The 14307-nt window shown below is 52.3% G+C and carries 15 protein-coding genes; 10 read left to right on the top strand and 5 right to left on the bottom strand.

Features of this window, described 5'->3' with window-relative positions; genetic code table 11:
* Positions 1 to 238: 238 nt before the first annotated feature.
* A complete protein-coding gene (locus KB236_00310; protein ID UIF29251.1) occupies positions 239 to 502 on the bottom strand; it encodes a hypothetical protein in 264 nt (87 codons plus the stop codon).
* A 60-nt stretch (positions 503 to 562) separates the two neighbouring features.
* Between KB236_00310 and KB236_00305 the strand changes: the two genes are divergently transcribed.
* Positions 563 to 2869 carry an ATP-dependent DNA helicase gene (locus KB236_00305; protein UIF29250.1) on the top strand — a complete coding sequence of 769 codons (2307 nt, stop codon included), beginning with the start codon at positions 563 to 565 and terminating at the stop codon, positions 2867 to 2869.
* An 8-nt stretch (positions 2870 to 2877) separates the two neighbouring features.
* On the opposite strand, the gene KB236_00300 is transcribed toward KB236_00305, so the two are convergent.
* Complete coding sequence (locus KB236_00300) at positions 2878 to 3033, bottom strand: hypothetical protein (GenBank protein ID UIF29249.1); 156 nt, start codon at positions 3031 to 3033, stop codon at positions 2878 to 2880.
* A 480-nt stretch (positions 3034 to 3513) separates the two neighbouring features.
* Between KB236_00300 and KB236_00295 the strand changes: the two genes are divergently transcribed.
* The 5 genes from KB236_00295 to KB236_00275 all read left to right on the top strand — a co-directional run bounded on the left by KB236_00295 (position 3514) and on the right by KB236_00275 (position 8083).
* Positions 3514 to 4014, top strand: coding sequence for an SdpI family protein (locus KB236_00295; GenBank protein ID UIF29248.1), 501 nt, complete (start codon positions 3514 to 3516; stop codon positions 4012 to 4014).
* Positions 4015 to 4529: 515 nt separating this feature from the next.
* Entirely contained in the window at positions 4530 to 4901 is a 372-nt protein-coding gene (locus KB236_00290) for a cupredoxin domain-containing protein (GenBank protein UIF29247.1), read from the top strand.
* A 19-nt stretch (positions 4902 to 4920) separates the two neighbouring features.
* On the top strand, positions 4921 to 5193 hold the full coding sequence (locus KB236_00285; GenBank protein UIF29246.1) for a cupredoxin domain-containing protein: 273 nt from the start codon (positions 4921 to 4923) through the stop codon (positions 5191 to 5193).
* Positions 5190 to 7124 (top strand): copper-translocating P-type ATPase, encoded by a 1935-nt coding sequence (locus tag KB236_00280; protein ID UIF29245.1) that lies wholly within the window; start codon positions 5190 to 5192, stop codon positions 7122 to 7124. Before KB236_00285 ends, KB236_00280 begins: the two co-directional genes overlap by 4 nt.
* A gap of 446 nt (positions 7125 to 7570) precedes the next feature.
* Positions 7571 to 8083: an IS30 family transposase gene (locus KB236_00275; GenBank protein UIF29244.1), complete on the top strand. Its 513-nt coding sequence runs from the start codon at positions 7571 to 7573 to the stop codon at positions 8081 to 8083.
* Positions 8084 to 8161: 78 nt separating this feature from the next.
* Here KB236_00275 and KB236_00270 read toward each other — a convergent pair whose 3' ends face one another.
* Both KB236_00270 and KB236_00265 read right to left on the bottom strand, forming a co-directional pair.
* The gene (locus KB236_00270) at positions 8162 to 8647 is read right to left on the bottom strand and encodes a hypothetical protein (GenBank protein UIF29243.1); all 486 of its coding nucleotides are present in this window, start codon (positions 8645 to 8647) and stop codon (positions 8162 to 8164) included.
* 87 nt (positions 8648 to 8734) lie between these two features.
* On the bottom strand, positions 8735 to 9925 hold the full coding sequence (locus KB236_00265; protein ID UIF29242.1) for a cation:proton antiporter: 1191 nt from the start codon (positions 9923 to 9925) through the stop codon (positions 8735 to 8737).
* A 435-nt stretch (positions 9926 to 10360) separates the two neighbouring features.
* Here KB236_00265 and KB236_00260 point away from each other — a divergent pair, with 435 nt between their 5' ends.
* From KB236_00260 to KB236_00245, 4 genes are all read left to right on the top strand, one after another.
* Entirely contained in the window at positions 10361 to 11038 is a 678-nt protein-coding gene (locus KB236_00260; GenBank protein ID UIF29241.1) for a transposase, read from the top strand.
* Complete coding sequence (locus KB236_00255; GenBank protein UIF29240.1) at positions 11035 to 11928, top strand: IS3 family transposase; 894 nt, start codon at positions 11035 to 11037, stop codon at positions 11926 to 11928. Before KB236_00260 ends, KB236_00255 begins: the two co-directional genes overlap by 4 nt.
* A gap of 329 nt (positions 11929 to 12257) precedes the next feature.
* Positions 12258 to 13247, top strand: a complete 990-nt coding sequence (locus KB236_00250) for a class A beta-lactamase-related serine hydrolase (protein UIF29239.1) — start codon at positions 12258 to 12260, stop codon at positions 13245 to 13247.
* Positions 13248 to 13520: 273 nt separating this feature from the next.
* Positions 13521 to 13739, top strand: a complete 219-nt coding sequence (locus KB236_00245; GenBank protein ID UIF29238.1) for a hypothetical protein — start codon at positions 13521 to 13523, stop codon at positions 13737 to 13739.
* A gap of 25 nt (positions 13740 to 13764) precedes the next feature.
* Here the strand turns inward: KB236_00245 and KB236_00240 are convergent, their stop codons facing one another.
* Positions 13765 to 14301 carry a GNAT family N-acetyltransferase gene (locus KB236_00240; GenBank protein UIF29237.1) on the bottom strand — a complete coding sequence of 179 codons (537 nt, stop codon included), beginning with the start codon at positions 14299 to 14301 and terminating at the stop codon, positions 13765 to 13767.
* Positions 14302 to 14307 lie beyond the last annotated feature (6 nt).

The following is a 14307-nucleotide window of genomic DNA, read 5'->3' as shown; positions in this document are numbered from 1 at the left end:
CTGAAAAAGCGCCCCATTGGAGAAGGACTCCAATAGGACGCTAACTGCGCGGTACCACCTAACTTGTGGTCAATTTGACCACCACTTTTGTCGTTAACGGGACCCCGCGATAATTAATTATCGAGTAAATGTTTGTATGCGACCCACTTGGGCACCGAAACCGTTTCAGCACGGGCGGTTTCTCTCTGAAATTGGCCTACTTTCATCGCACATCCATGGTACCCATTTTAGAGGTTTTCTAGATGAAAGTAAACTGTCTTGTCGGACAAAGATATTTATAATGAGCGCCGCTAATTTTGGGGGGCTTTAGCGGGCCTTTTGACTGGCCAGAACCTGCCGTTAAAGTTGCGCTAATGCCGGCGGCCGTCCTCCTATATGTGCAGTCAACGCGAACCATCAACCGGATTTTCAACATTTCTGCCAGCCGACGACAGCCCTGATCGCTCACCGCTTCATGATTAATCTGATATACCGCTTTTTCTCCAACCACTTTGATTGACATTACCCCTAAAAATGACTAGACTTGTTAGGCAATTTAGCCTATCCAAAGGAGGCGGTCATTTTGACCACCAGCGAACAAGCACAGGAACAACAGCGCGTTGACCGCGTGGCTGACCAGATTGGTGAACGGATCGCCAAGACCACGGCCGACTACACGGCTGCGCATCAAGAGTTGCGTAACGTGCTGAAGAATTATAGTGAAAACACCTCGGTCAACTGGTTCGAAGTCGATGACCGAATCGAAACCAGTGCCGAGCTTCAGCAGCAACGGGCGTTGGTCTCCCGGCTAACTGAAAATCAAAATATTATTCAAGATCAGATTGATACCTTTAAAGAACTCCAGAAATCCCCCTATTTTGGGCGGATTGATATTCAAGACCCCGACGAGACCACACCGGAGTCCCTCTACATCGGCACGGCTTCCTTCGTCGATGAGGACCAGAACTTTCTGGTCTACGACTGGCGGGCCCCCATCTCCAGCATTTACTACAACGGGGTGCTCGGCAAGGTGGCCTACAGCACACCAGCCGGCGACCAAGAGACCGATCTCCTGAAGAAACGGCAATTCCTGATTCAAGACGGTCAAATTGAAAACATGTTCGACACCAACGAAACTGTGGGCGACGAGATGCTTCAACACGCCTTGGGCGAACAGAACGACGCCACCATGCAAAATATCGTGGCCACCATTCAGCGTGAGCAAAACGACATCATCCGCGACACCAAGAGCGACTTGCTGGTGGTTCAAGGCGTGGCCGGCTCCGGCAAGACCTCCGCGATTCTCCAACGAATTGCCTTCCTGCTGTACCACAGTCGCCGCGACCTCGAGGCCGACCAGATCGTCCTCTTTTCGCCCAATCGCCTATTCAGTCATTACATCAGCGACGTTCTCCCAAGTCTGGGGGAACGGAACATGCGGCAGGTGACCCTGGCCGAGTTTCTCACGCAACGGTTCCAAGGCTTGAAAGTTCAGACCCAATTCGAACGCTACGAGGCCGACCAACAACAGCCGGTTAACCACCGACTCCGCGATTTCCGCGAGAGTGCGGCCATGATGACAGCCGTGCGTGACTACTGTCAGACCTGTCCCGCCGATGATCTCAAGTTCACCGATATCCGCTTCGACGGCCGCGTCTTCTTCAGTAAGGAAGAGATTCGCGATATTTATGAACAGTTCCCAACTGCCGTGGCACCGGCCGACCGCTTCTTGCGGACAAAGAATGAATTGGAAAAACGCCTCAAACACCGGATTGCCGACGAAGCCAAGGCCGACTGGGTCCGTGACGAGATTGACCAACTCAACGATGAAGATTATCACAATTGGTTGGGCGCCAACCATCTCGGCGAATTCGAACAGCTCGACGATGAGATCGACTTCATTGCCCGGCAGATTGTGCGCAAGCGGCTACGTTCCGTCGACGACGCCATTTATAACGGCTACTTTCTCGACGCCTACAGCCAATACACGGCTTTTCTGAAACACTGTCCCCTACCGGAAACGGTCTCGGCCAGCGACTGGCAAGGCGTCATCGACACCTACCAACACGACATCGAATTTCACCGGCTGGCCCTGACCGATGCAGCGCCGCTCATGTACCTACGCGACCTGCTCATCGGTGGCGGCATGAACCACCGAATGCAGCACCTCTTCGTCGATGAGATGCAGGACTACTCGATGGCCCAGCTGATTTACCTGCAACACGCCTTCCCACGAGCCAAGCTGACCCTGTTGGGCGATAGCGAGCAGGCCCTCTTCAAGGCCGTTGAAGCCCCCGAGTCCATTCTGAAAAAGTTAAATGCGGCGCTAAACGTCAAACGGTCGCGGCTGATTACGTTGCGGCGGTCATACCGGTCGACCTACCCCATCACTACCTTCGCCAAGGCATTACTACCCGATGGCGATCAGATTGAGGCCTTCAACCGCCCCGGCGACCTGCCCCGCGTCGTGATTCGCTACGATGAAGAATCGGCGGCTAAAGCCCTGGCCAACGAATTGACCACAGAACTGGCAACCAACGGAACCGTCGCTATTCTCACCAAGAGTACAGCCGAGGCCAAGCACGTCTATCAGCAGTTGCACGGTCAATTCGACCTGACGCGGCTGACCGATACCGACCGATCGCTTCCTAAGGGGATCGTCGTCTTACCAATCTACTTAGCCAAGGGGTTGGAGTTCGACAGCGTCATCGCCTACAATGTCTCAGCGGAAAACTATCCGGATGAGCAACTGACTGGGACGCTCTACACGATTGCCTCACGGGCCATGCACCACTTGACCCTGTTGAGCATCGGTGCGGTGTCGCCACTGATTGCCTCGAAGAATATCCCGCAGGCAGACCTCACCATCGAGCACGAATTCCAGAGCTAATGCTATGCTCAGCAACGGGGTATGAACTGGCCGCCTTGCCGTTCGCCCAAGATGAGCTGGATCGCGGTGGGTAGGACGTCCTGAGCCTGAGAAACGGTCTCAGGACTCGACTTGAAACCGCCAAAGGTCGGCGTTTCCAAGTCGCCATTATCTAACCGGCTCACGCCGTTCAGATAATCCCACGGCTGAGCTCATCTTGGGCTTCACTCTCGGCTACGGTGGTAAGTATCCGTGACCACTCACTGCAGACTTATCTGCAATCTTATCCCGGTTGCAATTCATACTGGCTACCATCCTGTCGATACCTTTTAGCAAACGAAACTTCTGACTGATGTTATCCCGTGCCAGATTATCAGTCTTTAATCTACTAATCTTGACACTTATTTTAAATCACCAGCGAATCTGACCAGCCGTCAGGTTCGCTTTTATTTTGGCCGAGAAATCAGTTTTGCCCCATTATTTAACGAAGTCAGGTGCCTCAGTGGCCCCACTTTCTCCCAGCGCCTAACCTAAGCCTTAACAACAATCCGAGATTGGAAGTGAATGTGATGCTCCTGCCGAAATATTTTCAAAGTAAACTTGGCTGGTTCCAATGGGGAAATGGCTGTCTCCTTCTTTTAAGCTGGCTGATCCAAGCGCTTTGGGTGTCGCTGGGACCCATCCAGCCGCTTCGTACGCTTCGGGCCCTCTTGCTCTTCACCCTCGCTTACATCGTCATTCTCTGTCTCCCTCACCTTATCGCCGACCGTTTCGAAGCGCCGGTCCTGCGGCAGATATCGCTGGATCTCAACGTTTTATTTGCCGTCTATGCCCTCATCTTTCTATTACTCCCCCAAGCCCTCGACACCGCCTACCTCGCGAACTCCCAAGCAGGGCTCGGTATCCTCTTCTCCCTGCTCGGCGTGCCCATGCCCTACATCCGCCCCAACGGTGTCTACGGCATTCGCCTGCCTTGGACGCGTAATTCCACCGAAATCTGGCTCAAGACCAACATTCTTGGCGCGCGCCTACTCCTCATCATCTGCGTAATCAGCCTGATAATTGGGTCCTTCCAGGCCAACTGGTTCTTGCTGTCACTACTGATTGGCGTCATCCTCTTCGCCGCGGCCACTGCGGGCTACGCCTATCATCAGTCACGACCGTAAGGAATGGCTTGTATATGTCCAGACTGAAACGTCCTTTTAAACCGTAACCTGTCACTAAAGCTATTGCGAGGTGAATAGAATGACTAAGACTGTGACCTATCCTGTCATTTTTTAAAGATTACGAAGCCCAGACGTTTACCCTTATCTTTCCAGATATGCCCAGCGCAATCAGTCAGGCTACTACACTGCGGATTCTAGCTTTCAACCTTCAAGATTAAGCCTGCCACCAATCAGCTTAACACCTCAACCCAAAAATCCCAGCAATCCGAATCGTGACTACGATCACCACCCGGATTACTGGGATTGTTTATGCTTAATTGTTAAAACCCTGCCGGCGGCGAATTCTATAATCAAGTTAGCCACTTAGAAATTTAGACCAAAATAAATACACCAATCCCGGAAAAATATATCATCTTGGCATACTGACTTTTTTATCGTTGACAATTGTAAACGATGGCGGTATGCTTAATTCATCAATTAAGGATTACAAATGTAAACCAAAGGAGATCTTCTTTATGATTAAACTCATTATTCTCATCGTTGCGCTCTTGCTCATCGGCTTCATCGCCTGGTGGTTCTTCGGCAATCATGCGACCGCGGCTGTCGATGCCGCCGTCAGTGCCAACTCCCAAGACGTGGGCGTGGAAGTCAGCGGTGGCTACTCCCCCAGTACGGTCGTCTTGAAGAAGGGCGTCCCCGCCACACTGACGTTTAACCGCAAGGACCCATCTAGCTGTCTGGAACAGGTCGTCTTCCCCGACTTCGGGATCAATGAATTTCTCCCGCAAAATGAAGCGCACGTCATTCCTATCGACACCAGCAAGCCGGGCGAATTCGACTACGCATGCGGGATGAACATGTTCCACGGCAAAGTCATTATCAAATAATTTATGGAGGGAACTTATCATGACTACAAAACAATCCGCAACTATTACCGTTGATGGGGGTTACGCCCCCGCTGAAATCGTCCTGAAGCAAGGCATCCCCGCCGAACTGACCTTTACCCGGGTCAACGACGCTGGCTGTTTGGACCAAGTGCATTCGCCAGCACTCGGATTTAACCGTGACCTGCCCCTTAACCAACCGCAAACCGTCACCATTGACACTAGCCAGGCTGGCGAGTTTTCGTTTAGCTGCGGCATGGACATGTTCTTTGGAAAGGTGGTCGTCCAACCATGAGTATCAAAAATCGTTTTGTCTTCTCGCTAGTCGTCTCCTTGCCAATGCTCGTCGAGATGTTTACCAAACCCTTTGGCTTGATGCTCCCGGGCGGCGCTTGGACCATGTTCTTGCTGGCAACCGCTGTGATGGCGGTCTCCGCTGGTCCCTTCATCCAAAGTGCCTGGGCCGCCTTTCGTCATCACCACGCCAACATGGACACGCTGGTCGCCATCGGTACCATCACGGCCTACCTGTACAGCTTCTACGCCATGCTAGCTGGCAAGGCGGTCTTCTTTGAAAGTGCCGCTTTCGTGGTCACCTTCATCTTGCTAGGCCAGTATTTCGAAGAGAAAATGAAACATTCTGCCTCCGGCGCTGTCAGTAAGTTAGTCGACCTCCAGGCCAAGGACGCCGAGGTCCAACGTGACGGTCAATGGACCCAGGTACCGCTAGCGCAAGTTGTCGTCAACGACATCATTCGTGTTCGCCCCGGCCAAAAGATTGCGGTCGACGGGGTCATCGTTGACGGGACTTCGACCATCGACGAATCCATGGTCACTGGCGAAAGCATGCCCGTCACCAAGCAAGCCGGCGATAAGGTCATCGGGGCCACCATGAACAATACCGGGACCTTCACGTTCAAAGCCAGCAAGGTCGGCAACGACACGCTGTTGTCGCAAATTGTGGAAATGGTCAAGAAGGCCCAGACCAGTCACGCGCCCATCCAAAAAACGGTGGACAAGGTCGCTGACATTTTCGTTCCGGCCGTCCTGATTGCCGCCATTGCCACCTTTACCGTGTGGTACGTTTTCTTAGATGCACCGCTAGTTAGTGCACTGCTCTTTGCCGTTTCCGTCGTCATCATCGCCTGCCCATGTGCCTTGGGCATCGCCACCCCCACAGCTTTAATGGTGGGCACTGGTCGGAGTGCTAAGATGGGTATTTTGATCAAGAACGGTGAAGTCCTCGAGGCCGCTAACCGCGTGAAGACGGTGGTCTTCGATAAGACTGGGACCATTACGGCCGGCCATCCCCAAGTGACCGACATCGTGGGCGACGTTTCCCAGGTCCTGCACGTCGCCGCCAACTTGGAAGTCGCTTCCGAACATCCGCTAGCCACTGCCATTTTAGACAAGGCGAAGGCCGAAAACATTTCAGTGACCGCCGCCCAGAATTTCCAAGCCATTGAAGGCAAAGGTGTCCGGGCCACGGTCGACGGCCAACCAGCCTTTATCGGTAACGACAAGCTGATGGCAGACTACCAATTAGATGCCACCTTAAGCAGCCAAATGGCCCAACTACAAGCCGAAGCCAAGACCGTCGTGCTGGTCGGCATCTTGGACCACATCATCGGGTTGATTGCCATCCAAGATGCACCGAAGGCCAGCTCAGCTGCGGCCATCGCTGCTTTGAAACACCGCGGCTTACGGACCGTCATGTTGACGGGGGATAATCAACGCGTCGCGCAAGCCATCGCGGATGAAGTCGGCATCGATACGGTCATCGCCGACGTCTTGCCCGGTGATAAGGCCGATCACGTCAAGCAACTGCAAGCCGATGGCCCCGTAGCCTTCGTGGGCGACGGCATCAACGACGCCCCAGCCTTGACGACTGCTGACGTTGGGATTGCCATGGGGTCCGGGACGGATATCGCCATTGAATCTGGCGGCATCGTCCTGGTCAAGAACGACTTGATGGACGTGGTCCGGGCGCTGGAACTCAGTCAAAAGACCTTCAGTCGGATCAAGCTCAACCTGTTTTGGGCCTTCATTTACAACACTTTGGGTATCCCCGTGGCCGCCGGTATCTTCGTGGTCTTTGGCCTATCACTCAGTCCCGAACTGGCCGGCCTCGGCATGGCGCTCAGTTCACTGTCCGTGGTCGCCAGCTCATTGTTGCTGAACAAGTCCAAATTAACATCAACACCCGCCACCTCATCCGTGGCCTAGGAGGAATCACACATGTCAGAAAAATTTTGGAGTAAGAGCACCTGGATGACTGCACTGGTCGCTGCCATTTACGTGGTGGTAACCACCGGCGTCGGGGCGCTGATTGTGGGACATTAAGCTAAAACTAAAAGAAACAGGCGCCCTGGAAAATTTCCTGGACGCCTGTTTCTTTTAGTTTTGTGCTAGAGCTGACACGATATCTGGTTCCACCTTCTCCGGCTTGGTCACCGGCCATACAAGTTCACACAAGTGGTGGACTTCCTGGCCTTCTTTGTGGAGCGCTTTAAGACCGATGGCTGGACACCAGACGCTGTGGTCGGACTTGGACTCTTTCGACCGGAAGAGATGGTTTGCACTCAGACGTTGTACAAGTACATCGATAAACGGTTCCTAGAGATCTGTAACCTAGATCTTGCCAGAAGTTAAGCCGGCGCCCACCAAAGCACGTGAGCACCGCCCACAAGTATCGGCGCCTATTGGGTCAAAGTATTGAGAAACGTCCTGCGGAAGTGGATTCTCGTGAGACGTTCGGGCATTTTGAAATCGACACAATCGTCGGGAAGCGCGATGGTCAAGAGAGTGTCATTTTGACGTTGATTGAACGCCAGACGCGCTTCCAAATTATTCGCTTGATTGACGGTCGCAACGCCGATTCAGTGGCCTACGCGATGAAGTCAATCATCGCTGAGTACGGGCCCATTATCGAATCAATTACTGCGGACAATGTTCTCGAGGTTGCGACCCTTCCGCAAGTCATGGCATCAGTTGCCCCGGTCTACTTTACACATCCTTACACATCCAGCGAACGCGGTTCCAACAAAGTCCACAACCGCATGGTTCGTCGGGACTTTCCTAAGGGCACATCCCTCGACGCCATCAGTCCAGCTGACGTTGCCAAGGCGGCCGACAAGCTAAACCAACTTGCCTCGTCGCCAACTGGGTTTCCAAACGCCAGCTGAGCGCTTCGCCGTCGCCTGCGGCTAGACGCATCGCTCATCTCCAATCCCCTGAGAACCCCTTGGTATCAGTATCTGGTTCTAATGGCTAACTTGTTCTTGCAATTTGCGAAACCCTGCCGGCGTCTTCATCACCGGAAAGGTCGCTTTTCGACCATAGTTGGCGTAGCCCTTGTAGAAATGAACCGTCTGCTTCTTTAATTTCACCTTGTACGTCATCCGCTGGCCGTCGAACTGGACCTGACTGCCCTTAGGCGAATACTGAATCCCCGACAAGCGGTAAACGCCGTGCCCCAGCGCCTGATACTTCAACTTCTTCAAGCCATAACCCGGTAACCGGTAATAACGCTTACTGGCCAGATCAAAACCGCAGAGATTCCCCGTACTCTTGGTCTTGCTGTATGTAATATAGGCCTTGTTGTCGCCCTTACCATTGTGAAACCAAGTATGCCGCAAAGCTTTAGGCGTCCCGTTATGCCAAGTAGCCGCCTGGGCCGTAGTCAGATCGGTCGCTGCCAAGCCCAGAGACAGGGCCGCCAAGCCGATCAGAAAATAAGGTTTTGCCATGTGTCGTTCCTCCTCCGAAACGGACCCTGTCTTCAGGTCCTGTTTAGACTATACGTGGCCACCCGCTGAAAAGCAAGCCGACTATAGTCACTCGGTCGTCGGGGCCGCGGTGGGCGTTGGCTTAGGCATGCGTTTCAACGTCTGCTTCAGCAGTAGCGGCGCCAGCACCGTGGCCAAAACAATGACTAAGATCATCGCTGAGTAGCTCGCGTTGCCCAGCAGGCCGGCTTGATGGCCAATCTGCGCGGTAATCAGGCCCATCTCGCCTCTGGCAATCATCCCCGTGCCAATCACGCCGCTACTATTCCACGAAAACCCGCAGAGTCGCGCACCGAGGCCGCAACCCAGCAGCTTGGTCAGGCACGCCAGAATCGTCAGAATCACGATAATTCCCATGTTATCCGCCATGTGATCGAGGGTCATGTTTAGCCCCACACTGACGAAGAAGACCGGGATAAAGATGGCGTTTCCCAGCGGCTCCACGTGGTCGGCTAATACCGCACGATACGGTGTGTGGGCCACAGCGATGCCGGCGAAGAAGGCGCCAATGGCCCCACTCAACCCGACAATATCGGCCAACCAAGCCATCCCCAGACAAATCACCATCGACATGATGGTCACACTGGAAGCCATGACCAGGCGCTCACTGAGGTGCATGAGGTACGGCGCGACCCATTTGACCAGGATGTAAGTCCCACCAAAGAAGGCCACTTGCTCAATCAGCACCACGGCCAAGTTCGGCTGGCTGCCGGCCGCCTTGATGCCTTGACTGGCCAAGAGGCTAATCATCAACGACAATAGGACCACGCCCATGATGTCATCGGCCACGGCTGCACCGAGGATGGTCGCACCCTCTCGCGTAGACAGTGCGTGGAATTCCTTCAAGACGGCCACGGAGATGGAGACCGAGGTTGCCGAGAAGATGACGCCGATAAATAGCGATTCCAACGCGCTAAAGCCCCACCACCAGGACGCGACGCCCATCAGAGTAATCGGGAAAATCACGCCCAATGTGGCCACGATAATCGCCGGTCGCAGGTACTTCATCAGTAGCTCGAGGTTACTCTCCAAGCCCCCCAAGAACATCAAGATGACTACCCCGATGTCGGCAAATAAGTTCACCAGGCTATTTAGCTCGACCCAATCCAACAGCGCCGGACCAATCAAAATCCCAATCAGTAATTCCCCAATCACGGCAGGGACTCCCAGCCGGTTAGCGAAGTTGCCGGCCAGCGTGGTCAGCACCAGAATCAAACACAGTGTTCCTAAGAATGCCACGTGAATCCCTCCTCGCAAAAAATTTAATAGTCTCATTATACGCCACTTCCCCGCCGCGCAAAAGGGACCGCTCCGGAAGAATTTAACTTTTTTCGCCAAAGCTGTATCAATACCCAACGACACGGTATCGATGCTCTAAAAATATCGGTGTCGTTAACTAAATGCTGAAAGTCCGCGAACACGTTCCGGTCCCCAGCTGGCAAGGTTTACCGCCATTAAATTCGTCATCAACACCATCTGCGGCTGCCAGAGACTCCGATGCTGTGGGATTTCCCAAGTGTTCTGCCTTGAAAAATGGTGTCTTTGAGACGCGGGTTGACGGCTCAAAACGAGGGACAAGACCGCCCTTTGGTTTGGCCCGTCCTGTTATGATCCCTTTGGGGTTGTCAAATGAAATAATATAATTCATCTGACAATCAACAGAGGGAATATGACATGTCGAAGATCAAGTATAGTGCCGTGGAGAAGCTGGAGTTGATTAATGAGTTTGAAGCATCAGGTCAAACTAATATTGGCTTTGCCAGAGAACATGGTTTGGCAGACAAGGAGGCGGTCATTCGGTGGCGGGCGTTGTACAAACGAGATGGCTTTGATGGGCTTAAAGAATCTAAAGGTTGTCGCAGATACAGTGAGGTCTTTAAGCTAAGAGTCGTGTATGCTTTTTTGAACGGCGAAGGTTCACAACGAGAAGTAGCAATGAAGTATGGTTTGCGCTCAGCTACGCAGGTAAATTACTGGGTTTCCAGGTATAATAGGGACAAAACTGTGACGGCAACCCCGTCTAGAAAGCAGGTCCCAACGATGAGCCGAAAAACTACTCTGGCAGAGCGTATTGAAGTGGTTGAGTACATTACCAAGCAGAACCACTCATATAACGAAGCAGCTGAACATTACAGCGTCTCCTACCAACAAGCCCGTTCGTGGGTGCTTAGAGCTAAGAAAGGTGGTTACAACGCCTTAGAGGATCGACGCGGACACCGTAAGCCACAACGAGAATTAACCGACTTAGATAAGGCCAATTTGCGGATTAAGCAACTAGAAGGTCAAGTCGCCGACATGGAATTACTGAAAGAATTCGTAAAAAAATTTCAAGAAATTCAGCACAAGGGGTGAATCAGCAACATCGACTGGCATATCAGGCAATCAGTGAGGTCAGTCAAGGAAAGCGAGGCGCCATTAAGACATTATTGACGCATATCGGAGTTAGTCGGCAAGCTTATAACAAGTCTTTTCATCGGCAAGAAACGCCGTGGGAGACTCAAGAGCGGCTTCTAGAAAAGCGAATCACTTATTGGTTCAATCAACATCATCAAGCAATCGGAGCTGGCAAGATCTTGTCCAATCTACAGCATGATGAACAGGTGACGTTTAAGGTAACAATCAAGCGTGTTAAACGAATTATGCGTAACTTGAATATCAAGTGTCAGATTCGGGTTAAGAAGCGCCAACGTATCAAGGAACAGGAACAATACATTCAGGACAATGTTTTGAATCGTAACTTTAAAGTCGCCGGTCCCAACCAGGTTTGGCTTGCGGATTCGACTGAGTTGTCTTACGGACCAAAGGGTCAATTCAAAATCCGACTGAGTGGTGTTTTAGATCTATGCGGCCGGAGACTGATCGCCTCATTTTTGAGCACTACAGAAACAGCTGTGGCAGAGATCCAGGTTTTTAAACAGGCTTTTGAACAGGCTGGCGATGTACACCCACTGATCCATACGGACCGTGGAGCTGCTTACACCGCTAAAGCTTTCAATAACTTTCTGTCAGAACATAAAGTGATGCGCAGTATGTCCCGACCAGGAACACCTTACGACAACGCGCCAATGGAGCGTTGGTGGAATGAATTTAAAGCGCATTGGATGGAACGTCATCCAATGCCAAAAACGTATCGAGAGTTTGTGGAGCTGGTAAACGAAGGCATCCACTACTTTAATTACTTGGATCGTTCCCCAGAAAGAAACGGCCTCACCCCAGTAGAATACTGGAATGAAGCCGCTTAGAGTAAATATCCATTTTATATTATTTCGAATGACAACTTGACAGGGACTAGTACATCCTACCCACCGCAATCCAGACCAAATTTGGCGAACGGCAAGGCGGCCAGTACGCGACTAGCCTATTAGCATGGATAGTATCCTTGCCATACTACGGATTCCAGCTGTTTTATAGCTTTCGACATTTGTGGATGTTAATCAATTATCCAAAACTTGGTATTAACTACTAACATTTCGTGTTACAATTTGAATACGTTTACAATTACAAGTCAACCAACTGACTTAGCTGGCTAACTTTACAAACTCAAATCTAACAGCGAAGTGAGATGCTTCATATGAAACATGCCTATCGGCCACCGCGCCATAAAATTCATATTAGCCGGCTAATCAAGCTTTTCCGCAATCGCCGGTTTCTAACCGGCTTCCTGATCTTCTGCCTCGTCTTTGCCAGCTTTCTCACGGTACAGGCCCACCGCAAGAACCAGGCCGCCACGGTTAAGACGGTGACCAGACAGGCGACGAGCCGGCAGATTACCCAGCAACAGCGCCACGTCAAGCACCGCCTACATAGCTATTTTAAGGAAATCACGGCCGATAAGACTACCAGCGTCAGCTTCTACAATCTTGGTCCCGTCGCGGGCAGTACCGCCGCCAAATCGACCATGGCCCGTCGATTCTACAAGTCGGGCGCCTTAGCCACCTCGGCCAATGCACACACGCCGGAGATATCCGCCAGTACCTACAAGCTTTACATTGCCGCCTATCTCTTTCATCAGCATGCAGCCGGTCTCTATACGTGGACACCCGCTGCTGAAGAAGGCTTTCAGCGCATGATCGTCAACAGTGCCAATGACTTCGCCGAGGACACCATCGACACCTATGGTCCAGTCAATCTGGATAACTACCTGGCTAGCCAACACTACTATTCGCCAACGTTTGTCAGTGGTCAGGCGGCCATTACCACGGCCTACAGCTTGACCCTCGTGCTAAAGGACCTCGCCCAACAGCAAGGGCCCTTCCGCCACGCGAAGGATCAGCAAAAACTCCTCTCGTTAATGAAGCAACAGGTCTATCGTACCGGGATTCCGACTGGGGCCGCAGCCGCTAATAAGGGCACGGTGGTCGCTGATAAGGTGGGCTTTCTCGCCGACACCAACAACGACGCCGCCATCGTGACGCTGCCCAATGGCGAACGCTATATTCTGATCATTATGACCCATGGCCGGGGACAGACCGGCTTCAGCGGCTTCCCACGGATGGCCAAGATTACCACCCATGTCCAAAAACTGGTCTACGATCCCAGCCTGGTCAAGGACCTCGCCTAGTCATAAATCAACCTCAGCATAAAAGCTGGGTGCGCAGGATCTTCAGATTCTTCGCATCCAGCTTTTGGCTTTTTCCGTCCTACCTACAGCGATCCAGACCAAATTTGGCGAACTGTAAGGCAGCCAGTACGCGACTAGCCCATTAGCATGGATAGTATCATTGTTACACTAAGGATTCTAGCTGTTCTCTAGTTTACAACCTCTAGACGATTATAAAAAAAATGATAAATCATCATTGAACACACAATCAGTTCACAAAGGAGTCGGATTTAGATGAAGTTAGGTCCACGATGGGCCCAGGCGGTCGCCAACCAATATAGCGCCAAAACCTTAAAGATTATCCCTTATGGCATGCTAGCAGTTTTAGTCATCTGTTTGGTTTTGGCAGGATTAGGCGCCACCAACCTCGGTTTTAGTCTACTCACGCTAGACTTCTTTATGTTATCGGTGCGCTGTTCTTCGGCATCATCTTCACCCTGGTTGCGCTCGTAACTGATTGGCACCGCCATGACTGAGCTTAACGGGACCGGGTCGCCCACTCCTCGCGCAGACAACCATATTTAATCGAATCCCAGTAGCGCCCCTGCCAGTAGCGTACTTGGCGGACACGGGCTTCCTGTTGGAGTCCCAGATGTTCCGCCAGCCGACACATCCGTACGTTGCCCGACCAAGTGGTTAAGCCAATGTGCGGCAAGTCTACCCGCTCCCAGAGCCAGTCGAGCCACAGCGTCAGGGCTTGCTGACCCACACCGCGGTGCCAGTCGCTCGGCTGGTAGATGACGATACCGACCTCTAGCCAGCGGTGGAGAGCACCGTCTTCGTAGTAGGCCGAGACGCTCCCGACCAGTCGCCCATCCACTCGAATTATTTGTCGTAAGATGTTGCCGATGAACTGCCGCGGTGCGATCTTCGTTAAAAATTCAACCTCTGTGGGCACTTGATCGTGAAAGTACGGCCCATTCCAATTCAACCACTCGGCCTGGGGATCACTGTAAGCCAGTTGCCAAAAGGCGGGGGCCTCGGTAGCGGTCAATGGTGCTAACGTTACGGTCATTTCGAT

Source organism: Levilactobacillus brevis (assembly GCA_021383565.1).
In the GTDB taxonomy this organism is placed as follows: domain Bacteria; phylum Bacillota; class Bacilli; order Lactobacillales; family Lactobacillaceae; genus Levilactobacillus; species Levilactobacillus brevis_B.
Note: the sequence above shows the minus strand (reverse complement) of the source record. Positions and strands in the feature narration are given on the sequence as shown.